Annotated in this window: 28 protein-coding genes; 2 read left to right on the top strand and 26 right to left on the bottom strand. The window is 70.9% G+C overall.

Annotation, left to right across the window (positions count from 1 at the left end; genetic code table 11):
- Window positions 1-291: 291 nt before the first annotated feature.
- The 7 genes from mnhG to VED21_RS27250 form a co-directional block, all read right to left on the bottom strand.
- Window positions 292-642 carry a monovalent cation/H(+) antiporter subunit G gene (gene mnhG, locus VED21_RS27280; RefSeq protein ID WP_324888013.1) on the bottom strand — a complete coding sequence of 117 codons (351 nt, stop codon included), beginning with the start codon at window positions 640-642 and terminating at the stop codon, window positions 292-294.
- On the bottom strand, window positions 639-920 hold the full coding sequence (locus VED21_RS27275) for a K+/H+ antiporter subunit F (RefSeq protein ID WP_324888011.1): 282 nt from the start codon (window positions 918-920) through the stop codon (window positions 639-641). The genes mnhG and VED21_RS27275 overlap by 4 nt, the downstream gene beginning before the upstream one ends.
- The gene (locus VED21_RS27270; protein ID WP_324888008.1) at window positions 917-1405 is read right to left on the bottom strand and encodes a Na+/H+ antiporter subunit E; all 489 of its coding nucleotides are present in this window, start codon (window positions 1403-1405) and stop codon (window positions 917-919) included. The genes VED21_RS27275 and VED21_RS27270 overlap by 4 nt, the downstream gene beginning before the upstream one ends.
- A complete protein-coding gene (locus VED21_RS27265) occupies window positions 1402-3018 on the bottom strand; it encodes a monovalent cation/H+ antiporter subunit D (RefSeq protein WP_324888006.1) in 1617 nt (538 codons plus the stop codon). The genes VED21_RS27270 and VED21_RS27265 overlap by 4 nt, the downstream gene beginning before the upstream one ends.
- Window positions 3015-3359 carry a Na+/H+ antiporter subunit C gene (locus tag VED21_RS27260; protein ID WP_324888004.1) on the bottom strand — a complete coding sequence of 115 codons (345 nt, stop codon included), beginning with the start codon at window positions 3357-3359 and terminating at the stop codon, window positions 3015-3017. The genes VED21_RS27265 and VED21_RS27260 overlap by 4 nt, the downstream gene beginning before the upstream one ends.
- On the bottom strand, window positions 3359-6304 hold the full coding sequence (locus VED21_RS27255; RefSeq protein WP_324888002.1) for a monovalent cation/H+ antiporter subunit A: 2946 nt from the start codon (window positions 6302-6304) through the stop codon (window positions 3359-3361). The genes VED21_RS27260 and VED21_RS27255 overlap by 1 nt, the downstream gene beginning before the upstream one ends.
- Window positions 6305-6365: 61 nt before the next feature.
- Window positions 6366-6854: a PTS sugar transporter subunit IIA gene (locus VED21_RS27250; RefSeq protein WP_324888000.1), complete on the bottom strand. Its 489-nt coding sequence runs from the start codon at window positions 6852-6854 to the stop codon at window positions 6366-6368.
- A gap of 288 nt (window positions 6855-7142) precedes the next feature.
- Here VED21_RS27250 and VED21_RS27245 point away from each other — a divergent pair, with 288 nt between their 5' ends.
- Window positions 7143-7403: a helix-turn-helix transcriptional regulator gene (locus tag VED21_RS27245; protein ID WP_324888021.1), complete on the top strand. Its 261-nt coding sequence runs from the start codon at window positions 7143-7145 to the stop codon at window positions 7401-7403.
- Between the two features lie 106 nt (window positions 7404-7509).
- Window positions 7510-7791, top strand: coding sequence for a hypothetical protein (locus tag VED21_RS27240; RefSeq protein WP_324887998.1), 282 nt, complete (start codon window positions 7510-7512; stop codon window positions 7789-7791).
- A 31-nt stretch (window positions 7792-7822) separates the two neighbouring features.
- Here the strand turns inward: VED21_RS27240 and VED21_RS27235 are convergent, their stop codons facing one another.
- From VED21_RS27235 to VED21_RS27145, 19 genes are all read right to left on the bottom strand, one after another.
- On the bottom strand, window positions 7823-8239 hold the full coding sequence (locus VED21_RS27235) for a pentapeptide repeat-containing protein (RefSeq protein ID WP_324887996.1): 417 nt from the start codon (window positions 8237-8239) through the stop codon (window positions 7823-7825).
- Between the two features lie 160 nt (window positions 8240-8399).
- The gene (locus VED21_RS27230) at window positions 8400-9299 is read right to left on the bottom strand and encodes a universal stress protein (RefSeq protein ID WP_324887993.1); all 900 of its coding nucleotides are present in this window, start codon (window positions 9297-9299) and stop codon (window positions 8400-8402) included.
- 12 nt (window positions 9300-9311) lie between these two features.
- Window positions 9312-10331, bottom strand: a complete 1020-nt coding sequence (locus VED21_RS27225) for an HAD-IC family P-type ATPase (protein ID WP_324887991.1) — start codon at window positions 10329-10331, stop codon at window positions 9312-9314.
- A complete protein-coding gene (locus VED21_RS27220; protein WP_324887989.1) occupies window positions 10214-10954 on the bottom strand; it encodes an HAD-IC family P-type ATPase in 741 nt (246 codons plus the stop codon). Before VED21_RS27220 ends, VED21_RS27225 begins: the two co-directional genes overlap by 118 nt.
- Window positions 10944-11615, bottom strand: a complete 672-nt coding sequence (locus VED21_RS27215) for an MlaA family lipoprotein (protein ID WP_324887987.1) — start codon at window positions 11613-11615, stop codon at window positions 10944-10946. Before VED21_RS27215 ends, VED21_RS27220 begins: the two co-directional genes overlap by 11 nt.
- Window positions 11616-12128: 513 nt before the next feature.
- Window positions 12129-13028 carry a universal stress protein gene (locus VED21_RS27210; protein ID WP_324887985.1) on the bottom strand — a complete coding sequence of 300 codons (900 nt, stop codon included), beginning with the start codon at window positions 13026-13028 and terminating at the stop codon, window positions 12129-12131.
- A gap of 721 nt (window positions 13029-13749) precedes the next feature.
- Window positions 13750-14745, bottom strand: coding sequence for a TrbI/VirB10 family protein (locus tag VED21_RS27205; RefSeq protein WP_324887983.1), 996 nt, complete (start codon window positions 14743-14745; stop codon window positions 13750-13752).
- A complete protein-coding gene (locus VED21_RS27200; RefSeq protein WP_324887981.1) occupies window positions 14742-15692 on the bottom strand; it encodes a TrbG/VirB9 family P-type conjugative transfer protein in 951 nt (316 codons plus the stop codon). The genes VED21_RS27205 and VED21_RS27200 overlap by 4 nt, the downstream gene beginning before the upstream one ends.
- Window positions 15689-16456, bottom strand: coding sequence for a hypothetical protein (locus VED21_RS27195; protein ID WP_324887979.1), 768 nt, complete (start codon window positions 16454-16456; stop codon window positions 15689-15691). Before VED21_RS27195 ends, VED21_RS27200 begins: the two co-directional genes overlap by 4 nt.
- Window positions 16457-16462: 6 nt before the next feature.
- A complete protein-coding gene (locus VED21_RS27190; protein WP_324887977.1) occupies window positions 16463-17755 on the bottom strand; it encodes a type IV secretion system protein in 1293 nt (430 codons plus the stop codon).
- A gap of 6 nt (window positions 17756-17761) precedes the next feature.
- A complete protein-coding gene (locus VED21_RS27185) occupies window positions 17762-17956 on the bottom strand; it encodes a hypothetical protein (RefSeq protein ID WP_324887976.1) in 195 nt (64 codons plus the stop codon).
- 3 nt (window positions 17957-17959) lie between these two features.
- Complete coding sequence (locus VED21_RS27180) at window positions 17960-18865, bottom strand: hypothetical protein (RefSeq protein WP_324887974.1); 906 nt, start codon at window positions 18863-18865, stop codon at window positions 17960-17962.
- Window positions 18862-21333, bottom strand: a complete 2472-nt coding sequence (locus VED21_RS27175; protein ID WP_324887972.1) for a conjugal transfer protein TrbE — start codon at window positions 21331-21333, stop codon at window positions 18862-18864. Before VED21_RS27175 ends, VED21_RS27180 begins: the two co-directional genes overlap by 4 nt.
- A gap of 3 nt (window positions 21334-21336) precedes the next feature.
- Window positions 21337-21618, bottom strand: coding sequence for a VirB3 family type IV secretion system protein (locus tag VED21_RS27170; protein WP_324887970.1), 282 nt, complete (start codon window positions 21616-21618; stop codon window positions 21337-21339).
- Window positions 21619-21675: 57 nt separating this feature from the next.
- On the bottom strand, window positions 21676-21966 hold the full coding sequence (locus tag VED21_RS27165) for a hypothetical protein (RefSeq protein WP_324887968.1): 291 nt from the start codon (window positions 21964-21966) through the stop codon (window positions 21676-21678).
- Window positions 21950-22987, bottom strand: coding sequence for a CpaF/VirB11 family protein (locus VED21_RS27160; protein ID WP_324887966.1), 1038 nt, complete (start codon window positions 22985-22987; stop codon window positions 21950-21952). The genes VED21_RS27165 and VED21_RS27160 overlap by 17 nt, the downstream gene beginning before the upstream one ends.
- Window positions 22984-23382 (bottom strand): hypothetical protein, encoded by a 399-nt coding sequence (locus VED21_RS27155; protein ID WP_324887965.1) that lies wholly within the window; start codon window positions 23380-23382, stop codon window positions 22984-22986. Before VED21_RS27155 ends, VED21_RS27160 begins: the two co-directional genes overlap by 4 nt.
- Window positions 23379-24809, bottom strand: coding sequence for a type IV secretory system conjugative DNA transfer family protein (locus tag VED21_RS27150; protein WP_324887963.1), 1431 nt, complete (start codon window positions 24807-24809; stop codon window positions 23379-23381). Before VED21_RS27150 ends, VED21_RS27155 begins: the two co-directional genes overlap by 4 nt.
- A 10-nt stretch (window positions 24810-24819) precedes the next feature.
- Window positions 24820-25386 carry a hypothetical protein gene (locus VED21_RS27145; protein ID WP_324887962.1) on the bottom strand — a complete coding sequence of 189 codons (567 nt, stop codon included), beginning with the start codon at window positions 25384-25386 and terminating at the stop codon, window positions 24820-24822.
- Window positions 25387-25459: the final 73 nt, after the last annotated feature.

Below are 25459 nucleotides of genomic sequence, written 5' to 3'. Positions count from 1 at the left end.
TTGGGTTTGCGGAGGATTGGAGTCTTTCGGGTTCGACGTGTGTATCGATGCCCAAATGCAGGTCACGGTGCAGCAAAGCCTAGGGATTCGATTCTATTCGCAAATCTGCTGTGCGAGGTGGCCTTCTGTCGGCACCAATGAAGGCCACTCTGGTCGCCGGATTCGCTAATAAAACCAACGAGATGAGCCGCCTCGTAGCGCGGCCTCGCATTGGACGCCGATCCACAGTGTGATGCGGACGCAGCGGCTCGTCGAGCAGCGGGGCAGCGCCTGATCTCCACGAGCAGCGCTTCAACCGGCCGGCGGCGGTGGGACGGAATCATCGCCTTCGCTGCGGTCCCGGTACAGCGCCGCGCGGGCCAGCAGCATCAAGGTGACGGGCGTCGTGATCACCATGAGGGCCGTGATCAGCACCTCGTGCAGCACGAGACGGGATTCCAGTACGGAGAAACACAGCATCGAAGCGATCAGGACGCAGCCGATTCCCAGCGTGGAGCCCAGGGTCGGCGCGTGGATCCGCTCGTAGAAGCTGCCCAGCCGCAGCAGCCCGAACGACCCGATCAACGCCAGTCCGGCGCCGGCCAGGAGGAGCAACGCCACCAGCAGCGCCGCCCAGTCCGGCAATTCGGTCAGGTGTGTCATTCGATCACCTCGCCGCGCATGAGGAACTTCGCCAGCGCCGCCGTCGCGACGAAGCCGAGAAGGGCGATGATCAGCGCCGCCTCGAAGTACAGCGTGCTCCCGGTGCGGATGCCGAAGGCCAACAGCAGCATCGTCGCGTTGACGTACAGGGTGTCGAGCCCGAGCACCCGGTCCTGCGCGCGCGGCCCCCGCAGCACGCGGATCACCGCGCAGCCCATGGCCAGGGCCAGAAGGATCTGCGCCAGCAGGACGGACCAGACCAGGATCTGCGTGATCATTGGAATATCTCCATCAGGCGCCTCTCGTACCGTCCCTTGATGGTGCCCACCCACGTCTGCTCGTCCACCAGATCGAGGATGTGAAGCAGTATGGTGTTCTTCGCGGAATCGTACTCCACCCAGATCGTGCCGGGCGTGGCCGTGATGATGCAGGCGAGCGCCGCCAAGCCGTAGGGTGCGCGCAGGTCCAGCGGGATGCGCACGAACCCCGACATCCGGTTCCCCTTCCCCCGGCGCAGGATGATCCGGGCGACCGCATTGTTCGAGCGGACGATGTCGTGGAGCACGATGAACGCCAGTTCGACCGCCACGCGCGGGCGCCGGAACCGGCCTTCCGGCAGGTCGAGCGCGGTGAAGGCCCAGACCGCGGCCAGCGAGAGGACGCCTCCCAGGATGACGGTTCCCGGCGCGACGCTCTCGTTCAGAAGCAGCCACACGCCCAGCAGGGTCGCCGTCAGGAGGGGATGGGGCAGCCAGCGCTTCATCGGCCGCCTCCCGCATCCTTGGCCGGCAGCACGGTCCGGACATAATCCTGCGGCCCGTGTAGCGACCGGGCGGTGTCCTCCATGTAGCGCATCGCCGGCCGCGCCTGCACGGTCAGCGCCACGCACAGCGCCAGCAGCAGCAGCACCGGCGCGATCTCGGCCACGCGCACGCGCGGCACCTCGCCGGCGGGCGACGCCCAGAAGACGTCGATCCCCGCGCGGGTCATCGCGACGACCGTCGCCAGCCCGGACAGCAGCAGCGCGGCGAGCAGGACCCAGGTGGAGGCAGTCACGGCACCGCCCGAGAGCAGGGGCGCCAGGATGGCGAACTTGGCCAGGAAGCCGGACAGCGGCGGCAGCCCGGCCAGCAGGGCGGCGCAGCCCAGGAAGCTGACGCCGAGGATCGCCATGGTCGCCGGGATGACGACGCCGACCTCCTCCTCGTCGTCCTCCGGGTTGGCGTCCTCGCCCTCCCCGAAGGCCTCGCGGGTCACCGCCAGCACGTCGGCGCCGACCTCCCGGCCGCGCTCCAGCAGCTCGATCAGCAGGAAGAAGCCGGCGATCGCCAGGACGGAACTGGTCAGGTAGAACAGCACGCCGCCGGTCACCGCGACGTGCCCGGCGCCGGTCGCCGCCAGCAGCGTGCCGGAGGAGACCAGCACGCTGGCGCCGGCCAGCCGCGCCATGTCCTGTGTGGCCAGCACCGCCACCGAGCCGAAGGCGATGGTCAGCAGCCCGCCGGCCAGCAGCCAGGCGCCGCCGAAGCCCGCCGAATCCCCAGCACCCTCGCCGAACATCAGCAGCCACAGCCGGAGCACGGCGTAGATGCCGACCTTGCTGAGGATCGAGACGATGCCGGCGGACGCCGCGCCGACCGTGGCATAGGTGTTCGGCAGCCAGAAGCCCAGCGGCCACATCCCCGCCTTGATGAGGAAGGCCACGCCCAGGATTGCGGCCCCCGCCTCCAGCAGCGCCCGGTCCTCGGCGGCGATCCCCGCCATCCGGCCCGCGAGGTCGGCCATGTTGAGCGTGCCGGCGATGCCGTAGATCATGCTCACCCCGATGAGGAAGAGCAGGGAGGCCGACAGGTTGATGGCGATGTAGTGCAGGCCCGCCCGCACGCGCGCCAGCCCCGAGCCGTGCAGGACCAGCCCGTAAGAGGCGGCCAGCATGATCTCGAAGAACACGAACAGGTTAAAGAGGTCGCCGGTCAGGAAGGCGCCGTTCAGCCCCATCAACTGGAACTGGAACAGCGAGTGGAAGTGCGCCCCCGCCCGGTGCCAGCGCGCCAGCGAGAACACCAGCGCGGCCACCCCCAGGACGCCGGTCAGCACCAGCATCAGCGCGGACAGCCGGTCCAGCACCAGCACGATGCCGAACAGGGCCGGCCAGTCGCCAAGCCGGTACACGCGCACGGCGGCGCCCCCGCCCGGCAGCGCGCCGTCCGCCAGCCGCAGCAGCGCCACCGCCAGGATCAGCAGCGCCGCCGTCGACGCCGCGCCGACCGCGGCCTTGAGCGTGTGCCGCCGCTCGTCGATCAGCATCAGCAGCGTGCCGACGACCAGCGGGATGACGATCGGCGCGATCGTCAGGTGATCCATCCAGCCGCTCACCGGTCCTTCTCCCTGCCGTCCACGTGGTCGGTTCCCGTCAGGCCGCGCGCGGCGAGCAGCAGGACGAGGAACAGCGCCGTCGTGGCGAAGCCGATGACGATGGCGGTGAGGACCAGCGCCTGCGGCACCGGGTCGGCGTGCGTCGCGAGGTGGCCGGCAGCACCCCGCGCCAGCACCGGCGCCGCCCCGGTGCGCAGGCCGCCCGTGGAGAAGATGAACAGGTTGACGGCGTACGAGAGCAGCGAGAGGCCGATGATCACCTGGAAGGTGCGCGGCCGCAGCAGCAGCCAGACGCCGGCCCCCGTCAGGACCCCGATGCCCAGCGAGAGGATGAGTTCCATCAGTCGTCTCCGCTTGCCGTCGTCAGCGCGGCGGGTGCCGGCGCCTCGCCCTGGCGCGGTGCCGTGGCGCGGTGGCCGCGGACCGACTGGCGGGCGAGCGCGATCAGCGTCAGCATCGTCGCCCCGACCACCAGCCCGAACACGCCGATGTCGAACAGCAGGGCGCTCGCCACCGGGACGGCGCCGAGGACGGGCAGCTCCGCGTAGGCGAAGTAGGAGGTCAGGAAGGGACGGCCGAACGCCAGCGCGGCGAGGCCGGTGCCGGTGGCCAGCAGCAACCCCAGGCCCATCCAGCGCAGCGGCACCACCCGCAGGCGCGCCTCGATCCACTGCGTGCCGCCCAGCATGTACTGCACGATCATGGCGATCGCCACGGTCAGGCCGGCCGCGAAGCCGCCGCCCGGCAGGTCGTGGCCGCGCAGCAGCAGGAACAGGGCGACCAAGCATATCACCGGGAACAGCAGCCGCGCGATCACCGACGGGATCAGCAGCCAGTCGGCGACGGTGTCGCCCTCCCGCCGTCCCGGCCGCGAGGCGTCGAAGGCGCTCTGGTCGCGCTGCTGCTCGGGAACGCCGACGCTGTCCGGCGCCGGGCGGAAGCGCCGCAGCAGCGCGTAGGCGGTGAGCGCCACGGCTCCCAGCACCGTGATCTCGCCCAGCGTGTCGAAGCCGCGGAAGTCCACCAGGATCACGTTGACGACGTTGGTCCCGCCCCCGTCGGTGTAGGCGCGCGCCAGGAAGTGCTCCGCCAGGAGTTCGGGGGGCGAGCGCGTCATCACGCCGAAGGCCAGGCCCGCCATGCCGAGGCCGGCGGCGACGGCGATGCCCAGGTCGCGCAGGCGGCGCGTCGTGGTGATCACCTCCGGCGGGCGGGCGCCGGGGATGTCCAGCCGCTTGGGCAGCCAGCGCAGCCCGAGGAGCAGGAGGATGGTGGTGACGACCTCGACTAGGAGCTGGGTCAGCGCCAGGTCGGGTGCGGAGAACCAGACGAAGGTCACGCAGGTGACCAGCCCGGCGCCGCCCACCAGGATCAGCGCGGCCAGCCGGTGGAACTTGGCCTGCCACGCAGCACCCAGCGCGCACGCCGCGCCGATCGCCCAGACCAGGGCGAGCACTGGGTCGACGGCGGCCGGCGCGACGTTCCCCGGGCCGAGCCCGCGCTGGAAGACGGCCCACCCGGCGGCCAGGACGGCCGCGCACACCACCAGCCGCAGCTGCGGCTGGAGCCGGCGGGTGCCCAGCAGCCCCTCGACCGTCCGCGCAAGGCGCCAGGACAGGAACACCATGGTCCGGTCGAACAGGCGCCGCCCTTCCAGGCGGATCAGCGGCGGCCCCTCGACGCCCTTCAGCAGGTAGCCCTGGAGCAGGAAGTACAGCGCGACGCCGCCGCTGAGCGCGGTCAGGCTCATCATCAGCGGGCGGTTGAAGCCATGCCAGACCGCCAGGCTGTATTCGGGCGTGGCGGCGCCGAGGGCGGCGTGCGCCGCCATGTCCAGGTACGGCCCCACCGTGGCCGCCGGCAGGATGCCGATGATGATGCAGGCCAGCACCAGGATCTCCACCGGGAAGCGCATCCAGGCGGGCGGCTCGTGCGGCGTGCTCGGCAGGTCCACCGGGTCCGGCCCGAAGAAGGTGCCGTGGATGAAGCGCAGCGAATAGGCCACGCTGAAGGCGCTGGCCACCGTCGCGGCGGCCGGCAGCACGTCGAGGAGGAGCGGCAGCGGCCCTTCCGCCGACAGCGCCTCGGCGAAGAACATCTCCTTCGACAGGAAGCCGTTGAGCAGCGGCACGCCGGCCATGGCCGCGGCGGCGACCAGGGCGAGGCGCGCGGTGAACGGCATGAAGCGGTTCAGGCCCGACAGGCGCCGCAGGTCGCGCGTGCCCGTCTCGTGGTCGATGATGCCGGCGGCCATGAACAGCGACGCCTTGAACGTCGCGTGGTTGATGATGTGGAAGATCGCCGCGACCATGGCGAGTTCGCTGTTCAGGCCGAGCAGCAAGGTGATCAGCCCGAGGTGGCTGATGGTCGAATAGGCCAGCAGCCCCTTCAGGTCGGTCTGGAAGATCGCGATGTAGGCGCCGATCAGCAGCGTGGCGATGCCCGCCGTCCCGACGATCCAGAACCACGCCTCGGTCCCCGCCATCACCGGCCAGAGCCGCGCCATCAGGAAGACGCCGAGCTTCACCAGCGTCGCCGAATGCAGGTAGGCCGAAACCGGCGTGGGCGCCGCCATGGCATGCGGCAGCCAGAAGTGGAAGGGGAACTGCGCGCTCTTGGTCAGGGCGCCCAGCAGGATGAGGACCAGCGCCGGCAGGTAGAGCGGATGCGCGCGGATCACGGCACCCGAGGCCAGCACGCGGTCGAGGTCGTAGCCGCCGACGATGTGGCCGAGGACCAGCACGCCGGCGAACAGGCACAGCCCGCCGGTGGCGGTGACGGTGAGCGCCACGCGGGCGCCGTCGCGCGCGGCCGGCGTGTGGTGCCAATAGCCGATCAGCAGGAAGGAGAAGAGGCTCGTCAGCTCCCAGAAGAAGGCGAGCTGGATCAGGTTGCCGGCGGTGACCACGCCCATCATGGAGCCCATGAAGGCGAGCAGGAACGCGAAGAACCGCGGAACCGGATCCTCCGCCGACATGTAATAGCGCGCGTAGAGCACGACGAGGACGCCGACGCCCGACACCAGCCCGGCGAACAGCCAGGCGAACCCGTCCATGCGCAGGACGAAATCGAGCCCGACGGACGGCATCCACGCGAACTCATGGCGGATCACCCACCCAGCCTTCACCGTCGGGTAGGCGATCCAGACCACCGCGAGCCCGGCGACGGCGACCGCGCCGGCCAGCCACGCCGCGGCGTTGCGCGCATGCGCGGGCAGCAGCCCGGCGACGATGGCGGCGGCGAACGGAAGGCTCACGGCGGTCAGAAGCAACAGGGTGTCGGGCATGGTCTCCTGCGATCGGGTCGGCTGATGGCTGGGCGGCGCTAGCGGCGGCGGTGGCGGGCGGTCACGTCTCTTCCGGCGCGCCGCCCCGCCCCGCGTCGGGGGCTGCGGCGCCATGCACGAGTTGGACGATGTCCTCGGGCGTTGCCGCGCGCCGCAGCCGGCGCAGCGCCTGCGGCTCGCGCAGAGCCCGGCAGATTTCGGACATTACGGGCAACAGTCCCTTGCGGATCGCCGCCGGCCAGAGCACCAGGAAGACGAGATCGACCGGTTCCTCGTCCCGGGCGTCGAAGTCGATCGGACGCCGCAGCCGGACGAACAGGACGACCGGCGTCTCGGCGGGGCGGAGTTCCGCATGAGGAAGGGCGGCGCCCTTGCCGAGAGCCGTGGAGCCGAGCTTCTCGCGCGCCTCAAGCGCGCCGAGGATCTCCGGCCTGGATAGCCCGGTCCGTTCGGCCGCCTCGGTCGCCAGGAGTTCGAACAGGCCCGCTTTGTTGGTGGGAGACGCGTCGAGGATGACGTCGGCTGCGGAAAAGAGGTCCGAGAGTCCCATCCTTGTCTCCATGAGGGCGGGCGGTCGGCCTCCGCCGAATGTCAGCCATGGCAAAGGCCGTGCCGCCGGGCGTACGCCCCTGCCGCACACGCCATCGCCCGAACCCGGCGCCGCGCGGACCATCACACCGCCCAGGACGTTGGCGTCCAAGGCGTCGGCCGCCTGTCGGGCCGGCGGCGAAAGCTGCTCCCAGATCCTGGCCGAGGCGCAGGATGGGGGTACCCTCTTGACATTGGGCCGCCGAGGCGCGAAGTCAACCATTATGGTTGAGGAAATTCGAGCGTGCGCATGCCGACCGTTCCTGGTTTGACGCCGGGCCAATGCCGGGCCGCCCGCGGCCTGCTCGACTGGACGCAGGACGAGCTTGCCAAGCGCGCCGGTCTCTCGCGCAGCACCGTCCGGGACTTCGAGAAGGGGCGCCACGACCTTCACGCCGGGTCGGCCCGGCGGATCGTCGGAGCGCTCGAAGACGCGGGCGTGCTGCTCATTCCCGCTGGCGCCGCCGGCCCCGGCGTGTGCCTCGCGGCAGCGGAGGCGGGCGGGGATTGACGGGCGCCGCCCGCTTGGCCGGGACCTGTGGCGCCGCGTCGGCGCCCGACGCTCGTCACCGTCGGAAATGATGGTATTGTTCCAGGCGGACGGCTTGGAGAGCGCAATGGCCACGAACCGGCAACCAGACGATGACGGCTTCCAGTTCGCCAGGGAACTGCTCTGGCGGACCGGACTGATCGGCGTGGCCTTCTTCGTCATGCCGCCGTTCGCCATCGCCCCGACATTCGAGCAGGTGGTCGCGGCGTACATTGCCGTCGTCATCTGGTGCTACTACGACGGCGCGGTCGCGCGGGGACGCTGGCCGTTCGCCGTCCTGGAAGCCGGTGTGTGGACCTTTCTGGCCACGCGCTGGACGCAACTGTTTCTCCTGTCATTCGCGGCGTGACACGATCACGGTCCGGAGATGTTCGACTGCTCTACCGGCAGGCGCCGATGGATCCTGGCTGGCAGCGGTGGCCGTCCTTCCAGATCGCCCCGGACAGGTCGGCGCCCTTCCATTTGGCCTTGAACGTGTGCGTTCCTCTGAGGTCCGCTCCGGTGAGGTTGGCGTCGCGGAAGTCGGTTCCGGCCAAATTGGCTCCTCCCAGGTTGGCGCCGCTGAGGTCGGCACCGCTCAGATCCGCCCGGGTCAGGTCGGCGTTGCGCAAATCGAACCCGCGCAGATCGCTCCCGCGGAGGTGGGCGTCGGCGCACGCCGGATAGCCCGGGCTCAGGTCACAGCCCGGCAACGGCTGCGCGACGGACGGTGCGGCGAGCAACGTGAGGACGGTGGCGGCCAGTGCACGCCGGAACCCCGGCGAACGTCGGCGACATGCAATCTCTTCCTTGGGCATGACCTTCCACTCCGGGGCGTCAAAAGGAGCGCCGCCAGCGGACAGCGGCCACTTCGCAGCGAAGCCGGTCGAAACGACGCTTGGCGGCTCACCTTAAGGAGTAGCGGCATCGGACGCGCCTGTGAGATCTGCCAGGGCGCATCCGCGATGGCGCGCGTGGTCACCCGAGCGTGGTCAGCGCGGTCGCGCCGGGCAGGTCGGTATGGCCCGCCAGGGGAACGGCCAGCACGTCGCAGGCCATGTCGCGGAGCACCTCTTCACACACGCTTCCCAAAAGCAGGCGCTGTGCGAGCGATTTCGTACGGGTTCGCGTGCCGATGACGCACAACTCGGCTCCGAAGGACTGCGTGCTCGCGACAATGCGGGATGCGGCAGCCCCCCACTCCACCGCCAGCAGTCCGTCCTTCACGCCCAACGCAGCGCGTTCGGCGATCTCTTCGAGAACGCCGCGGCAGCATGCCTCCGTTGCCAACCGGTATCGTTCCACATCTTCGTCGACCGCGTCGGCCAGCCGCATTTGCAGCCGGACGGCGTCGTTGAGAACGTGCAGGACGTACAGCGTCTGGCGGTCGGCCATGAGATGCGCCAGGCCCAGCGTACCGGCCGCCTCGGCGGTCAGGTCCACGGCCGCCAGGGTGCACGGATAGCCGCCCGGGGCGGGGCGCTTGACCACCAGGACCGGGCACGTCGTGTTCCGGATGACGCGCTCCACCGTGGTGCCGGTGAACACGTCCTTGAGAAGGTTGCGCCGGTGCGCACCGAGGACGATCAGGGACGTGCCTTCCGCCTCGGCCGCATCGACGATGACCTGGAAATCCAGCCCACCGGCAGTCCGGATGACCACCCGCCCGGCATCGGTGACCCCCAGCCGTGCCAGCGTGTCCCGCAGGCTGGCCTCCGCCTGGTCCCGGGTGACGTCGAAGACGGCGGCGGGCAACTCGTCGTCGATCACGTGCAGCACGGTGAGCGACGCGTCGAATCGCTGTGCCAGGAACAGCGCCTGCGCGATGGCCCTGTCGCTGCGGTGGGAAAGGTCCGAAGCGACCAGAAGATGTTTCATGGCGTACCTTCCTCAGTGACCGTCTGGGGCGCCCGGTGAGCCGCGGCCGTGTCGGCGGCGCCCTGATTCGGCGGGGGCGATGGCGCAGACATGGGCCCGGACTGTGCTCCGGGCGCAGCCAGAGCAGGTGCATCGCCCGGCGGCTGGCCGGCGGAGCGGCGTTTGCGCCAGCGCCGGATGATCCATTTCTCGCCTTCCGCCACGACGAAGACCAGCAAGCCGGCCGCCCTTGACGAAGATCCAGGAGTTGCCGTCCGCGTTGTGGTGGTGGGTGGCCATGAAGCGGCGTTCCGACTCGAACGGAATGGAGTCGACGCGGGGCCATGCGGCTTCCGTCGCGTCCTGGACCATCCCCGTCTTGGCGCCGAGGACGAGGAGGGCGCCTTCGGTGGGATCGCCCTCCACCCGCCAGATCCCCACGTCCTGCCGCAGGCGCGCATCGTTGCACAGCACGCCGGCACGGGCGGCCAGGACGAGCGCGGGATAGTGGGAGACGTCGATGATCCGGCCGTCCACGCTGACGTCGCCCACCGGCGCGTAGCCAACGCCGCCGGCATCGAACACGTGGTCGGCGCAGACGATGCGCTGGACGGTCATCTCGTTGCGCGTCAGGGTGCCGGTTTTGTCGGAGCAGACGACCGTCACCGACCCCAGCGTCTCGACGGCCGGCAGGCGGCGGACGATCGCCTTATGGCGCGCCATGCGCCGGACGCCGAGCGTCAGCGTGACGGTCATGATTGCCGGCAGCCCTTCCGGGATCGCCGAGGCGGCCAGGGCCACGACCATCATGAACATCTCGGACGGAGGGTGGCCGCGCCACAGCGTGCCGAGCAGGAACGTCGCCGCCGCCATGACCAGGATCGCCAAAGCCAGCACGCGTCCGAAGCGGTCGATCTGCCGCAGCAGGGGCGTGGTCAGGCTGCGGATGCCGGCCAGCATGCCGTTGATCCTGCCCAGTTCGGTGGTGCCGCCGGTGGCAACGGCGATGCCCGCGCCCTGGCCATGCACGACCAGGGTGCCCGAATAGGCCATGCCATGGCGGTCGCCCAGGGGGCTTCGGGCGACACAGCGGCCGTGCTCTTCTCGACCGGCAGAGATTCCCCGGTCAGCGCCGCCTCCTCGACGCGCAGCTCCTTGGCCGCGATCAGCCGCAGGTCCGCCGGCACCCGGTCGCCGGAGGACAGCAAGACGAGGTCGCCGGGCACGAGGTCCGCAGCGTTGATCTCGCGCCGGTTGCCGTTCCGGACCACGGTGGCGTGGGGCGACAGCATCCCGCGGATGGCGTCCAGGGCCGTCTCGGCCTTGCCTTCCTGGAGGAAGCCGATGACGGCGTTGATCAGGACCGCCGCCAGCAGCACCCCGGTGTCAACCCAATGACCGAGGCCGGCCGTGATCGCCGCGGCACCCAGCATCACGTACAACAGAACGTTGTGAAACTGCATCAGCAGGCGCAGCAGCGGTCCGCGGCGCCGGGGCAGCGCCAGCCGGTTCGGACCGTACAGGGACAGGCGCTGGTGCGCCTCTGCCTCATCAAGGCCGCCGGGTGCCGTCAGCAGGTTCCGGCGAACGGCCTCGGCCGCAAGAGTGTGCCACGGGACCGGCAGCAAGGTGGCGGGATCATGTTCGGCCGAACGCGAATGGCGTTCAATCGACATCGCAGCCGCTCCCGCGCAGGTAGGCCAGGTACGTCGCACGCTGATGGTCGGCGTCGGCCGGCTCGGCGTCACCGGTGGCAAGGCCTTCGAGCGCCGCGGCGGTGCCGATGATGTCCACCCCGGCGCTCGCCAGCGCCAGTTCCAGCGACAGAAAGCTGAGGGCGTAGGTCGAACCGATCATCACCGCCATCGCCGATGCAAAGACGCCGGTCGCCGATGGCCCCACGCCGGGCACGACCAAATACCGGCCGGCCGGAATGCCGAGGGCGCAGATGCCTTGCGTGAAATGCCTCTTTTCCGTAGCGAGGCCGAGCGCGCTTGCCGGGTCGAAAAGGCCGAGCAGTCCGGCGGTGGAGTTGATCGCGAACCGGCCGGCGGATCGTGCCGCCGGCCCGGCCTCGCCGGCCATGGCCCAGCTGAAGGCGCTGACCGGTTCCACGAGGTTGGCGTACAGATTGCCGGCCGCCCGGTGCAGAGGCGGGGGAAGAGCGCGGGCGCCGTCGAGCAACGGACCGACGAATTCCCGCGACAGCGTACGGTTAACGCCATCGGCCCAGACGTTGAAGCGCTCCAGCGCGCCCTCGCGCGCCAGTGCCGGAGGGGCGGCCAGTATAAGACCGGCCAGCACGATGACGGCCAGCGGACGAAGTGTACGGATCATCGCGGGGCCGCCTTCCGCTGCGGGCCGTTCATCAGGGACGCCCGATCCACACCTCTCGCGAATGAAGGGGCGTTCAGAGATGTTTCTTGTTGCCTTTCTCGCAGCGGCGGGGCCGAGGCTTTGCAAGGTCAGAGCACACTCTCCGAAAGCGGTGGATCACGCCGAGAATCACGGATAGTCCGAACAATGGATACCTGTGAGAACTGCCAGGACCCCGCGCCGGATTTCCGGCCGGCGCGTCGGGGGAGCGAAATTTCAGAAAAGACGTGCGTATGAGCTTGGTGGTTTGTTGACGGCATCGCATCGACCGTCCGCTCGCGATCGTTGGAGGAGGGAACGGCGTGCGTCTCATCGACCGCTGTGCCAGGACGATGATCAAGTGGTTCGGGAGCTTGGTCATCGCCATGGTCCTGTGGGGCGTGGCTCTGGTGGCTCTGATCGCTCTGATGACGGGGGCTTGGCCGTGAAGCCCGTCCAGTCCCCGGCGGCCGCGCGCCCCACGGCGCGGCGGCTTCACCCGAGCGTGGCAAGTCCGCCTGCCCCGGGCAGTGGGGTGTGATCGCGCAGGGGAACGGCCAGCACGTCGCATGGCATGTTGAGCAGCAGATCTTCCGCAACGCTGCCCAGCAGGAAGCGCTCGACCGCTCCCTTGGCGTGCGTGCGCGTGCCCACCACCCCAAGGTCGGTGCGAAAGGTCTGCGCCGCCTCCAGGAACCGGGGCACGACTCCCTTCCAGTCGAGCACCGGCAGATAATTGGCGGCGTCCAGGCCGGCGCGGCCAGCGATCGTCCGGAGAAAGGCGCGCGCCCGTTCTTCCGTGGCCAGCCGGTAGCGGTCGATTTCGCCATCGGGGGCGTCGGCGACCCTCATCTGAAGGACGACCGCGTCGTTCAAGGCGTGCATCAGATAGAGCGTGTTGCCGGCCGCCAACCGGTGGGCCATTCGCACGACCTCCGCAGACTCCTCGACCAGGTCCACGGCAGCCAGCGTGCACACGTAGTCGCCGGGGCTCGGGCGGCGGACGACCAGGACGGGGCGTGTGGTGTTGCGGATGACCCGCTCGACCGTGGTGCCGGTCAACACGTCCTTGAGCAGGTTGCGCCGGTGCGCGCCAAGCACGATGAGGGAGGCGTCCTCCGCCTCGGCCGCGTCCACGATGGCCTGAAAGTCCAGCCCGCCGACCACCCGCACGTCGACGGGTACGGTCCCGGCTCCGGACAGGGCCTCAACGGTGCCGCGCAGACTTGACCGGGCCTGTTCCCGCGCCGAGTCGAAAATGGCCGTCGGCAGCTCGTCGTCGACCACGTGCAGCACCGTCAGGGGTGCGTCGAAGCGCCGCGACAGGAACAGGGCCTGCGCAACCGCCAGGTCGCTGCGGCGGGACAGATCGGATGCCACGAGAACGCGATTCATGCCGGATCTCCGTCGGTTTCGGGGGAAGGATCTGGAGGTGCGAGCGCCGCTCCGGATGCCGGTCGCTCGTTCATCATGTGGCAAGTCCTCAGGGTGTTTTCGAACCGACCGCGAAGCGTCGGATTGGCATGGAGGACGCGAATGAACGCGGCGGAACGCTGGGCAAGGAGCTGGCAATGGCCCAGGGCGGTCACGTCGGCGTTGTGACGGCGACCACTGCGCAGGACCATTTCACCGAAGCAGTCGCCGCGGCCAAGGCCTCGGTTGCCCGGGCAAGGACACCTCGGCCGCCCGGGACGAGATGATATAGACGCAGCCCGCGTGATCGCCTCGCCGGGTGATGACCTTTCCGGAAGCCGCGAAGTGGGCGACGAACATCCGGCAGATCTGTCGAAGGCGGTCTTCATCCAGGCTTGAGAACACCTCGAACCGCCGGACCAGTTCGCTGATATCGAGCCCGAGATCCAGCCGCGGCCGGCCGAAGGGCTTCTTCTGGACTTCGTGCCGCTCCCGAGGCAAGTTGTTGTACAATTCTCGGCCGATGAGATGCGGCCGACATGGGTGTTGTAGCGTTCCTTGATGTATGGCTTTCGGTCTGCGTCAGCGGGACCGATCCGGCAACCTATCACATTGAACGCCGGCGGCTGCTCCGGAGAGGATTATCAGGGTGCATCGATAGATACGCGATCGCCCGCCACGCCGATGAGTGCAGGGTGCTTCGCTACGGCCGCCGGTCGAATTCATCAGCTTGCAGCCCTCCCCGCAACAGCAGCAGCACCGGTTTCCCCGCCTCCAGCGTGATGACCGGCGCCCGGTCGAGCAGGTCCTTGGCGGCCTTGTCGAGCGGGCGGTCCATGGCGTGCCCGAGGAGGCCGCCGATCAGGCTGCCGCCGCCGGTCAGCGCCGCCACACCGGCATCCACCGCCGTGCTGGCGGCAATCAGCAGCCCGGTCCGGAGCCATGGGACCTCGACCGAGCCGGCCAACCCCGCCGCACCCTTCGCGTCCGTCCCGACCGCCGCGATGCGCACCGTGTCGTTGCGCGGCCAGGGGCGGGTGATCACCGGATTCGTCACCGCGATGCGCTTCTGGCCCCGGCTCACGTTGGCGCCAACCTCCAGCGTCACCACCGACCCCGCGGGCACCGCCAGGCAGGAGAAGCCGGCGTCCCAGACGTCCTGCGTCACGCGCGCGGTGACGATGCCGCCGCGCTCGCTCACCACCCGGTTGACCGTCAGCAAGGGGATCGGCGTGCCGGGCGGCACGAAACACTCCGACCCGGCCGAGACAAAGTCCGATGACCCGGCCGGTCCGGCGGAATCGCCCCGCTCCTCCTCCTTGCGGCTCCAGCCGCCCACGCCGGCCTCCATCGCCTTCCTGCGCAGATCGTCCTCCTTCGGGGCCGCCCGAGCATGCGGCCGTGCCGGAGGCGGCGGTGGCTCCTTCTTCTCGAAGCGCGGGGCCGGTGGAGGCGGCGGGGGTTTCGGCGCCATATCCTCGTAGCGCGGCAGGGCCGGTTCGCCGCGCGGCAGCTCCAGGCTGCCCAGCACCCTTGGCACGTCGAGGCCCTGGCCGCGGCCCAGCATGTAGGCGGCCAGGCCGAGGCCGATCACCGCGCCGGCCACCAGCAGGATGCGGGCAACGTGCGGACCGGACGTCACCACTTGGCGGCGGGCCAGGGGATCGGGCGGCGATGGGGTGTCGTCGGGGACGGTCACGGGCGGGTCCTCCGGATGTGCACCTCCTGCGCACCCAGCGCCAGCAGCAGGTGGTCGTGGATGCCGGCGACGCGGTAGGTGGCGTTCATCCGGCCGTACTGGACGGGGATGCGGGTGCCGTCGGCGCCGATGCGCCAGAGCACCGGCGCCCCGTAGGCGCCGAGCGCGCCGGGGGTGAAATTGATCACCGTCACCTCGCCGTCGTCGCACACCGGCGGCTGGCCGTCGGCTGTCGGCACCGGCCGCCACGCGGGCGTGTCGCCGTCCAGCGTGTAGGTGCAGCGCCGGTCCCGGTAGGCCAGCTCGGTGGTGCGGTCGCGCCGCTCGCCGGTTGCAGCCGGAAGGGCGGTCGTCTGACCGTTCAGCGTCGCCAGATAGTCCTCGGGGTAGCGCCAGCGCACCTCGACGTGGTGGGTGCGGCGGTGCGTCTCGACGTTGAGGTCGTACTTGCGCTCGCTGGTGAAGATCGAGATCTGGTGGTTGAGGCCGGCGCGGCGCGGCATGAAGGCGATGCACTCGGTGCGCGAGGCACCCTTGCCGAAGCTGTAGGGCTGGTGCGGGATCCACACCTGGGCGCCGGGGGCGACGATGTCGCGCACCACCTCGCCGGACTTCAGGCAGACCAGCGTCTGGTTCCCTTCGGCCATGTAGACGAGGTACTGCAGATCGCTCTGGTACCAGTACTCGCAGCTCTTGCCCTTGAAGCAGGTCAAGGTCGGCAGGTCGAGGGCGGCTTCGTTGGCCTGCCCAACCCAGCTGCGCGTCTGCGCCCGCGACGGCCGCGGCGCCGGCTTCCCGCGCCGCTCCGTCTCCATTCGCGTCGGCGGAATGCGCAGGTCGGCCAGCGTGTAGGAGGGCGGCATCCCGGCATCCATCGGGGGCGGCGTCCCATCGGTGGCGCAGGCGGCGAGCAGCGGCAGGACGAGCAGGCAGGCGGCACGTCTCATGGGTGGGGCTCCATCACGTCCGGGGTGGACTGCGCCGGCTTCGGCGGCTCCTTCGGTTCGGGCGTCAGGGGGGTGCCGCTGGGCTCGGAGAAGCCGGAGATCGACACGCCGTCCAGGGCCCCGTCACGCGATGGGCCATCCACGGTGACCACGGCGGCGCTCATCAGCGCCCTGGAGCGCGGCTTGAAGTCCCGGTACACGGTTTCCGTCCACACCACCGTGAAGGCGGTGGCGCCGGTCTTCGGGTCGGCCTCGCGCTCCTGCACGCGAACGTCGGCGGCGTCGCGGGTCCAGCCCCCAGCGGGGTCGAGGTCGGAGGCCATCAGGGCGTCCCACTTGCGCTCGGCGCCGCCGATCAGCCGGGCACGCGCCGCGGCGCGATCCTTTGCGAGCACCACCGGGTCGGTGCCGATCCGCCGCTGCCACAGCACGAACCACGTCACCGCGTTGATCCGGGCGCCCTTGGAGACGGTCAGGGTGTTGTCCAGCAGCACGAGGTTCTGGTGGCCGTCCAGGCCCTGCTCGACCCGGTACACGGGCTTGTACGTCGCGATCTCCACCAGCTTGGAGGCGATGCGCAGGTTGTCCCAGGTCATCAGCGTGCCCCAGGACAGGCCGAGCACCGTCAACCCGAAATACCAGCGCTTCAGCCGCAGCGCCTTGGCCTCGCGGCTGGCCCGGTAGGTCATGGCGGCGAGGTACTTGGCGCTGTCCGGCACGGCCGGCGGCGGCGGGTCGTAGGTGTTGACGACGCGCTCCTTCATGGCGGGTCAGTCTCCCTTGTCGTCGGCGGCGCGGCGATCCGCCCCGGGCTCCTTGCCAGGCGGGTCCTGCGGCGGCGCGGTGTTGCCGTGGGGGCGTCGGCCCAGCCAGGAGGCTTCGCCGCCCCATTGCTCGATCAGGCGGCTGGCCTGCCCGCGGGTGAGGTTCGGATCGATGCTGCGGCCGGCGGCCAGCCGGTCCAGTTCGGCGCGTTGGGCCTCGGTCATCGGCTGGTCCCAGCCGCCGCCACGCGGCGCCGAGGCACGGGGGCCGCCGTAGCGGCCGGCCGGATAGCGGCGCCCGGACGCGCCGCTGGAGGGATCGCCAGTATCCGTGCCGCCGCCGATCGCGGAGGTGGCGCCAGCCGTGGCATACCGCAGGCCGCTCCACACCGCCGACGCGCCCACGGCGAGGCCGCCGGGCGCGCCGGAGGTCGCGGCGGCCGCCCCCGCCACCGCGCGCGCGCCCAGCCAGCCGGCGGTCCACAGGGCGGCCAGCGCGGTGACTCCGTCCATCACCGGGCCGCCGTTGATCAGGCCGGCGGCGGCGCGGGGCGCCTTGATGGCCAGCACGAAGATCGCCGCCGCCAGCATCGCCACCCCGAACGCCTGGGCCAGCGTTGGCGTGCCCTGGAAGGTCAGCGCCAGCAGCGTGGCGCTGCACATGGCGATGATGCAGCCGAGCACCAGCAGCTTGAACGCGGTGGCCGCGATGTAGCCGATGGCCCGCTCGGCCACGAAGCTGGTGGGACCGAGCACGGCGAAGGGGATGGCGAGGTAGGCGGCCAGCGACAGCAGCCGGTATTCCAGGAAGGCGAGGAACACCTGGATCGCCAGAATGCAGAAGCTGACGATCACCACCAGGGCGGCCAGCAGGAAGATGACGATCTCGACGAAGTTCAGGAAGAAATCGACCGGCCCCAGCATCTCCTTGACCCGCTGCATCAGCGGGATCACCGCCTGGATGCCGAGGTGGGCGATGTAGCCGGGATCGCCGAGGGAGAAGCCGCCGCCCGGCACGAGGTTGAGCCCCTGCTGCGCCGCCGCCTGCATCAGCGCCGCCGAGCCGGCGGGAAACCACTCGACCAGGGCGCCGATGGCGGCGAACTTCAGCAGCATGCGCAGGAAGGGGCCGTGCACCGCCGCCTTGCCCTCGAACAGCCAGAGCAGCAGCGCCAGCGTGTAGGACAGCATCATCAGCAGGCGCAGGGCGGCCTGCACATCCGGCCCGAGCAGGCCAAGGCCGGTGACCACGGCGGCGGTGAGCTGGTGCAGGACGACCGAGAGGGCGCTGACGTCCATGGCCGGTCACTCCCGCGCGGGGCGGGGCGGCACCGTCGTCCCGTAGCGGCCGGTGTCCTGCCAGGCCGGGTTGCTGCGCTCCAGCCGCTCCAGGTCGGAAGCGCCGTCGTCGGAACGGGCGTACAGCACCAGCGCCACGGCACCGGCGATGGCGACGGCCAGCATCATGCCCAACGCGATGAGGATTGAACGTGCCGCCATGGCTCAGCTCCCCGGAGCGCCGTAGGTGTCGAGGCCCTGCCAGTTGATGCGCGTGTGCTGGCGGGCGCGCTCGACGGCGGCCTGCTCGTAGTCGAGCTGGGCCTCCGCCGCCCGGTGGTGGGCGGCCTGCATCATCAGCAACTGGCCGGCGACCTCGGCGGTGAGCAGCGTCGCCTGGGTGCCGGCGTCGATGGCGCAGGTCTGGCCGTCGCACGCCTTCAGCGCCGCCATCAGCGCCTGGGCGCGCGCCGGATAGTCCTCGATGCCGGTCATGACGTCGGCCGAGACCAGCTTGCTCGCCCGGCTGGCGTCCCGGGCGAGGCGCGCCTGCTCGGCCTGGTGCTCCGCCAGGGCCGTGGCGCTCATCCCCTCAGGCAAGGTGTCGGGGTAGAGCTCGGCGAACTGCTGCCCGACGCCATCCAGGCTCCACAGCACCCGGTCCACCAAGCCGGCCGCACGGCGGGCGTCGCCGAGCCGGACGGCCACTTCGACGCGGGTGTCGAGGTCGGCCAGGGCGCGCATGCGGATCATGTTGTCGATCTGAGTGAGCATGTGCGCGGTCTGGGCGATGATCTCGACCTCCTGGCGCTGGACCATCTCCTCGACGATGCGCGGCCGGCTCTCCACGATCGGGCAGCCGGGCGCCTGGGAGCCGCCGTTCCCCATCAGACTGGAGCCGGCCCCCACGGCGGCGCCGACCGGACCGCCGGTGACGTAGCCGGCGACGGCGGACAGCACGGTGCCGAACAGCCCGTCGCCCTCCTCGGAGAAGCAGCCGCCCCCGCCACCACCGCCGAAGAAGCTGTTGAGCAGCCCGCCCAGGAAGGCGTGGGCCGGGGGCGGGCCAGCGGTCAGGCCAACCGTGAGGGCGAGCGCCGCTGTGGCGGCGCGCAGGGTACTGGTCCTCATGGGGGGTCTCCTTCATGAAGCGTCTCCAGGGTGTCGGCGGCCTCGGCCAAGCCGTGGCGGCGCAGCCATTCGGCGGCGAAGCGCTGCGGCCCAACCTCGGTCCTCAGCTCGAAGGCCCAGCGCTTGTGGGCGGCCCCGCCGCAGCCGCAGACGGCGAGCGCCGCTGGGTCGAGGGTGAGCTGGCCGAGCCGGCTGCCTTCGGGGGTCTTGAAGAAGAGGTCGCGGCGCGGCATGGCGCGGGCGACCTGGCCGGCCTGGGTGGCGTTCAGCCCCCAGTCGCGCAGGATGCTCCGCTTGGCGGCGTTGGGGTCGGCGAGCAGCACCAGGACCTGGATGGTCTTGAGCATCGCCGCGATGGCCGAGCCCTCGATGTCGTCGAGCTGGTGGGTGGCGAGCACCAGGGCGACGTTCTTCTTCGGCCCGCGCCGGCGCAGTTCGTCCAACTCGGCCGGCTGGTGCTTGAGCGCTTTGAACGCCTCGTCCACCAGGAACAGGGTCGGCCGGCCGTCCTCGAACAGCCGGTAGAAGCGGCGGAACAGCGCCTTGATCACCGGGGCGGCGCCGGGGCCGCGGTCGATCAGCGCGCCGATGTCCACCGTGGTCCAGGCGGAGCCGAGGAAGCGGTCCTCGGCCGCGTCGACGAGATCGCCGTAGGGGCCGCTGCGGCAATAGGGCTCCAGCGCGATGCGGATGATGTTGTCCTGCACCAGATGGGCGAGGTGCGACAGCGTGCGTTCGGATGGCGGCGAGACGGCCAGCAGGTGCAGGGCGGCGTCCACCGCATCGCCGGCTTCAGCGGCCGAGAGGCCGCCGGGCATCAGCACCCCCTGGAGGCGCAGCAGGTCCATGACGAAGCCGTGGCCCCAGGCGAAGCCGTTGGCGGTGTCCACGTCGGCCAGCGGCTGCAAGGCGAGGTCATTGAGCGCCCCGTCGCCGGAGCCCATGGACAGGAACTCGCCGCCGGCCGCCCAGGTGGCGACGAGGCTGGTGCTCTCGGTGGCGTCCACGTCGATCCACACCACCCGCCCTTTTGGGACTCGGGCAAGGAACTGGTGCCCCATGAAGGCCAGCACGGTGGACTTGCCGGTGCGCGGCGGGCCGATCACCAGCGCCGCCCCGTCCTGCCCCTGGTGGATGTCGAGCATCAGCGGCGTGCCACCCTCGGCCTCCACCTGCATGAGGGGATCGCACCTGAGGTGTGGGTTGCGCGGCGGCCCGCCCCAGGCCGACGACAGGATGAGGAAGTCGGCGAGCTGGACCTGGGTCAGCGGCACCTTGCGCGGGTTCGGGCGGACGTGGCCGGGCAGCGTGCCGTACCACGCCCGCTCGGCGCCCCAGGTCTCCTCGATGACGGTGAAGCCCAGCGTGCGCAACGCCTTGACCAGCTCGTCGCGGCGCTCCTCCACCTCTTCGACACTGCGTCCCCAGAGCACGGCGGTGGGCGTCATCCAGCCCGAGCTGGTGCCGGCCTGCTCGGCCTCCAGCCGGGCGGCCTCGGCCTCCAGCGCCTCCATGACACCGACCGGGTCGTGGCGCAGGGCGGCGTAGCCGCCGACGGCGCGCAGCAGCACCGAGCGCCAGTCGTAGGAGGTGTCGTCGTGCTTGCGCCACAGCGCCGCGAAGACGCCGCGCGCCTGCACGTGGTCCATGGCCTCGAAGCGCACCGACCAGCGGAATTCGAAGGGCAGCTTGTCCAACACGTTCAGCAGGCCGGGATGGCTGGCCCTGGGATAGCCGCCGATGCCGATCATGCGGACATGCCACTCGGCACCGCCGTTGCTCCAGGCCGGGAACGAGCCGGGCACGAAGCCGACGTCCACCAGGTTGGCCTTGATCGGGAAGCCCGGAATGTCGGGCGCGGCAACGTAGCTCTGGTGGATGGGCGAGACGCAGTTGTGCAGCAGGGTCTGCACGCCGTCGTCGTCCAGCATGCGCGCCCACCCGACCGCACGGCCGAGCAGGGAGGCGAACTGAAGCACGAGCTGACGGAAGGGCTCGACGTGATCGCGCATGACGTCCGGATTGGCGCGCTCCGGCGGATTGCGGGTGAACCAGGATGCCACCGTGCGGGTGGTCGGCCGCGACGGCGTGTAGGTGATCGCCACGAAGGTGCGGGTGCGCAGTTGGCGCCCGGTCCCGTCCAGCCGAGCACGGCGCTCGCCGTCGATCAGCTCGGACACCGGGTGTGTGCCTGCGCTGCGGGGATAGCCGGCAACGGAACGGCGCTGCATCTCGAAGTGGAAGGTCCAGCCGCCGGTGAAGGGGAACAGAACGTTGCCGGCGGCGAGCGCCGTCTGCATCCGCTCGGCCGGGTCCTGGCCGTCCTGGTCGCGGCCGCCGTACTCGACGACGGCCATCAGCGCGCCGTCCTCCTCCAGCAGCACCACGCCGGGCCACACGAAGCAGTCCCATGGCAGGTGCCGGGACAGGGCGTCGAAGCCGTCGTCGAAGGCGGTCAGATCGAGCATGCCTCACCTCGGGGCGCGGTAGGAGGACAGGGACAGCGACCGGCCGCGGGTGCGCAGCGCCCGCAGCAGCCACGCCGAGGCGTTCTGGCGGACGATCTCCAGCCACCAGGGATCGCGGCGGGTGAGATACCGCGCCGTCAGGAAGACCAGCAGGAACCCCGCCACCGCCTGCGGGATGGCGCCCAGCGCCAGCCACAGCTCCGCGGCCAGCCAGACGGCGATGGCCAGCAGCTCCATGGGCACGCCGAGCGGCATCTTGGTCGGCCGCACCGAAGTGCGGCGCACCGGCTTCTCCCATCCCTCGGGAAAAGACGGGGGTGGCAGCGGCGGGGCCTGCATGGGTCACACCCCGGCCAGCGCGACGATGGCGTCGCGCGCCCCGTAGGCGGCGGCACCGGCCACGGTGAAGACGAACACCACCACCCCGGCGATGCGGGAGAACATCGCGGCGACCAGCGCCAGCAGCAGTCCGGCCGTCACCGCGATCGGCACGAAGTTGGCGTCGAACACCGCCTGCCAGGACAGCAGCTCGGCGCCCAGGTTGGCGATCACCTGGGCGTGCGCCGGCCGCGCCGTCCACGCCAGGACCAGCGCCAGGGCGAGCGCCCGGCGCGCGTTACCGTTGCTCCGCATCCTCACCTCCACCGTCAAGCTCCCCCGCCCCCAGCGGGCGGAGGACGAACCCGTGGTCCGGATCGAAGCGCTCGACCCGCACGATCTCGTTGACGAAGCGCTTCCCCGTGCCGTCGCGGGCGAGGTGCACCACCGCGTGCACCGCCTTGGCGATCCAGCGCATCTGAAGGGCATCCATGGCGACGCCGCCAAGCCCCACCATCTGGGCGATGCGGTCGAGCGCGTCCCAGGCTGAGCCGGCGTGCACGGTGCACAACCCCGGGTGCCCGGTGGTCCAGCCGACCACCATCTGCCGCGCCTCGGCCCGGCGCACCTCGCCGAGCACCAGGTGCGTCATCGGCACGCGCAGCGCGTTGGCGACCAGCGTCTCCAGGGTGACCGGCGGGTCGGCCCACGGGTCGGCGACCATGGCGTAGGCGTGCGGGCACGGCGGCTCGAACTCGTAGGGGTCCTGGAGCACCGCCGGAAGGCCGTCCCGGAAGGCGGGTTCCTCCAGGCAGGCGCGCAGCAGCGTGGTCTTGCCGGTGTCCACGTCGCCGGCGATCACCACGGTGCGGCGCCCGTCGATCAGCCGGCGGAGGAGCCGCGCCTGGAGTGTTGTCGCGGCGCCGGACAGCACCCAGTCGTCCAGCGTGATGCGGCCGCGGTAGGGCTTGCGGATTGAGCAGGCCGGACCGGTGGTGACCGGCTCGACGTCGGCGTGGATGCGCTCGCCGGTCTCCGGCAGGGTGACGTCGAGCGTCGGGCGGTCACGGCGCAGCTCCTTGCGCGCAAAGCCGGCGACGTAGGCGAGGAAGCGGCGGACCTGATCGGGGTCGGCCTCGCGCACGAACTCCGGCACGGGGCCGTTCTTCACCACGATGCGGCAGCGGCCCGAGCCTCGCAGGGGCGGCAGCACCAGGACGTTGGCGACGTCCTCGCGGGCGAGCAGGTCACCGAACAACCCGTCCATCAGCCGGCGCAGGGCGAGCAGCAGCATCTCGCGCCGCGCCGGTTCGTCGACGACCTCCAGCCCGGTCATGCCGCACCTCCGGCGCGCTTGCCCTGCGGGTCGAAGCCCTTCGCCACCGGGTGGACGTCCGGCCGCTCCGTGCGGTCGCGGGCCTGGAGCGTGTCGAGGATCGCCGCGCGCATCTCGCGCACGGCCGCCTCGTCCAGGCCCTCGTGGGCGACATTGAGGATCGCCAGCACGGTGATGACGAGGTCGTCGATCCGCGTCACCAGGACCTCCAGCCGGTCCGGCTTCAGCCCCTCCCGCGCGATGGCGGCGAGGCCGCGGTCGAGCGTGTAAACCAGCGCGTCGCTGAAGTGGCGCAGCCGCTGGCGGCCCTGCACCAGTTCCACCTGATGGGCCAGCACCTCGGGCAGGCGCACCGAGACGTGCCGGGTCTTCGTGGGATCGGGTGTCGTGCTCATGTAAGGGGCCTCGGCGCCGGGCGCTTCCTGCCGCCGGGCACCAGCTGCACGCCGAACCAGGGATTGGCCTTGGGGTTGGGTGTCCAGGCGCCGGCCGGCGGACCGTAGAGCCCTGTCCAGCGCCGATCGCTGTAGGGATGCAGGCGGGTGCCGCGGATCGGCTTGCCGTAGCCGAAGACGATCAGGTCGTTGCCGTCCATTTCCAGCGCCGCGTGCATCGGCATCACCGGCCGGCGATCCACCCGCACGCCGCGGCTGACGGTGGGGAACAGGTCGAGCACCCCCTTGGAGGTTGACCGGGTCGGCACCTCCTCGATCGCCTCGCCGACCATGCGGCTGATGCGCTCGGCCTCGTCCGAGGAGTTCGGGCGGAACACCACCAGCCGGCAGTTGGCGGTGAGCCCCTTGCCGTACTGCTCCTCGACCTCCCACAGGCTCTGCGCCAGCAGCAGCAGGCGGATGCCGTAGTCGCGCACGTAACGGATCCACTCCGCCGCCTCGGCCATGCGGAACTGCAGGAACTCGTCGAGCACCACCAGCAGCCGCCAGCGCCGCGCCCGGCCGTCGTCGGCCAGGGCGCGGTCCACGGTCAGGAAATCGATCATCTGCGTCAGGATCAGCTTGAAGACCCGGCGCAGGCGCCGCGCGTCCAGCGGACGGGCGACGACGTAGAGGGTCACCGGCCGCTCCCCCGCCACAAGGTCGGAAATCGCGAAGTCGCTGGCGGCGGTCTGTGCCTCCAGCACGCTGTCCTCGAACTCGGCGAGCAGCACCGAGCAGGTGACGTAGACCGACTTGCGGTAATGCAGGCTCTTGTCCGGCCCGGCCTCGCGCGCGCCGCCCTTGGACGCCGGATCGGGACGGCCGTCGTGTTCCGAGGCGAGGCTCTTGTCCCACAGCTCCTGGGCGGCACGGCGGGCGGTGGGGTGGACGCCGTCGGCCAGCATGCGCTTCAGCCCGTCGTCGCCGAGCAGCACGTGGCGCCGCGCCCCGGCCAGCGACTTCTCGGAGTCCGGAGCGGCGGTCAGCAGGTAGACGAAGACTCCGGTGAAGTAGGAGAAGGCGGCGTTGCGCCAGTGCCCCTCCTTTTCGCCCTCGGTGAGGATGCGCGCGGCGTGCTGGCAGTCCGGCACCAGGAAAGGCGCCGCGCGCACCGCCATCAGCGGGTTGTAGCGGGGGCCGCCCGCGCGGGCGAGGTCGAGCACGACGACGTCGCCGGCCCGCTCGCGCGCCCGGCCGCTGTCCTGCACCAGCGATCCCTTGAAGTCCCAGACCACGGCGCTCTCGCGCCAGCTCTCGAACAGCGTCGGCAGCACCCCGGTGGTGGTCTTGCCGGAGCCGGTCGGGCCGACCATCAGCACCGGCTGCATGGTGCGCTCGCGCAGCAGGTGCCGGCCCCAGGCGCCGAGGATGATGGCGGAGTCCATGGCTGGCGTCTCACAGCAGCCCGCTGCGCCGCACGTCGGCGCGCGCGGCCCAGCGGCCGGCGCCGAAGCGGTGCAGACGGGAGCCGGTCAGGTCGAGCCAGATCCGCACGCCGACGGCAGCGGCGCAGGCCAGCGACAGGCCGGTGGCGAGGTCGACGATCCAACGGTGCCCCGCCGCCGGCAGCCCGCGCCAACCGAGGAACTGCCCCGGCCAATACAGCGCGACATCGCCGACGCGAACGCCGCCGAACGCGACCGGCCAGGAGAACAGCCAGCCGGTCAGCTCGGTGATCGCGAACACCGCGAGGAGCCAGAGCAGCAGGTAGCCCAGGAGACGCGCGCGCATGGCGAGGATCCTCCCCACGAGGCCGGCCCGCAGCCAGCCGCGCAGGCTTGGGTCGCAGAACGGGATGCGGTCGGTGAAGAGCACGGGCCGGCCGGCGAAGGTCGGCCGCACGCCGCCCAGCGGGCGCAGGCGGAAGACGAAGCGCAGCCAGGCGCGCCGGCCATCCTCCAGCTCCACCGGCGTCCAGGCGAAACGGCGCTCGCCGTGCAGGATGGACACGGGCATCCTCATCGCTCGTGCCCTCCGCGCTCCTGGAGGTGCTCCCGGGCGTCGCGCTCGCGGCGCTCGCGCATCTCGGCAAGCT

Source organism: Azospirillum sp., from assembly GCF_035627195.1.
GTDB lineage: Bacteria > Pseudomonadota > Alphaproteobacteria > Azospirillales > Azospirillaceae > Azospirillum.
Note: the sequence above shows the minus strand (reverse complement) of the source record. Positions and strands in the feature narration are given on the sequence as shown.